This window comes from Cupriavidus sp. WGlv3 (genome assembly GCF_023952475.1).
Classification (GTDB): domain Bacteria; phylum Pseudomonadota; class Gammaproteobacteria; order Burkholderiales; family Burkholderiaceae; genus Cupriavidus; species Cupriavidus phytorum.
This window is the reverse complement of record NZ_JALHRX010000090.1, coordinates 1-1,427: the sequence shown is the minus strand read 5'-3', so window position 1 is coordinate 1,427 and position 1,427 is coordinate 1. Positions and strand designations below refer to the sequence as shown.

The window sequence follows — 1,427 nt, the reverse complement described above, 5'->3', positions numbered from 1 at the left end:
CAATCCACCCAAGTTACTGTAAGCATCAACAAGCCTTATAGGCAGCATGATGAGGCTTCTGGCGAGGCGGACGGGGCTTGGCGCGATCCGGTCGCACGCGATGGATACGTGTTGCGATCAAGGCCAAGGTCTCATTCAGAGCAGCCCTGGCCCAGCGCAGGCCGAGCAGAACCGCAGGCAGGACAGGTTTGAGCGCGGTAATGGCGTAGGTACGGTTGATCCGATGGTCCGAGTCAATGTCATGTTCCTGCGCGGCGGTGAGGCAGCATAGGGCGTGCAGGTTGTCACATAGGATTTTGGCGCCGAAGTCCTGCCTGGCGGCCAACTGCGAGAGGCCGGACAGATGTTCGAGTGCCATGCGGTGTTTGAGGCGTTTGAACGCCTCCTCGAGGCGCCAGCGCTGGTGATAGAGATCGCGGAAGGTGGCAGCCGGATAGTGGTGCATGTCGAGCAGATTGGTGATGAGCACGCGCACCTTGCCGGCTGGCGAGATCTGCCGGATCAGCCGGACGGTCTGCGGAGTAGCCGCACACTCATAGTCGCGCGCGTCATTTCGGGCTGGAGCCGGGAGCGTGACGATGGCCTCGTCGCGACCGGAGCGGACGAAGTGCCGCACGGCAGCAAAGCCGCTACCGTCGGCGCGCATGCAGAAAGGGATTTTTCGTTGGTTGAGCACGGCCACCAGCCAGCGGGCGGGGTAGCCGCGATCGAGCAAGAGCAAGTCGTCGGATTGCAGGCGGTCCAGATGCTCGAACAGGATCTGGCGTTCGTTCTCGTGCACGCTGTGCAGTGAGGCGGCGAGCATGATCTCGGCCCCGGGCAGGTATAGGCCGAAGGCGAGTTGATCGCGAGTGGCGGCTCGAGGCAGATGGCTGTGGCGGATGGCGAAACGCAGGTGTGAGGCGTCCGCGGCGACTAGCCGAAAGCCATGCCAGCGCGGCAAATGGTCTGACACCTGCCGAAGCAGCCAGTCATTGAGGTGAGCAAAGACATCGCCGCTGAGTTTGCTGCGAGCCTGGGCGAAGGCTTGTTCACTGACGCAACGGCGCAAGATGTTCTGGCGCGCGAGCGCGGCGAAGAATTGATCGAGTTCGGCTTGTACGCCCATGCGCAAGTTGCCAAGCATGAAGGCGATCAGTGTCGGCAGAGTGAGCTTGCGCTGACGGGTGAATGCGGAGGGTCGTTCGGGATGGCGAGCAAGATCGTGAAAGACCTTGGTGTGCAGATATTCGGTAAGCGAAGCGAACAAATCGGTCAGGGGCATGAGAGCCAAGCGAAGATCGAGAAGCGATCCTCTATTGGCCGCCGCCCTGCTTGCGCTAAACAGCCAGCGCAAGCAGGGCGGCGGCCGCTCGAACCTCGTCACATGTCAAGCGTTCGCGGGGGCAAATCGCGATTCTATTGACGGCTAAACTTGGGTGGATTGG

At 61.5% G+C, this 1,427-nt stretch carries 1 protein-coding gene; it reads right to left on the bottom strand.

Features of this window, described 5'->3' with window-relative positions:
* Positions 1–25: 25 nt before the first annotated feature.
* Complete coding sequence (locus MKD38_RS30550; RefSeq protein ID WP_012354743.1) at positions 26–1,264, bottom strand: IS4 family transposase; 1,239 nt, start codon at positions 1,262–1,264, stop codon at positions 26–28.
* Between the last annotated feature and the right edge of the window lie 163 nt (positions 1,265–1,427).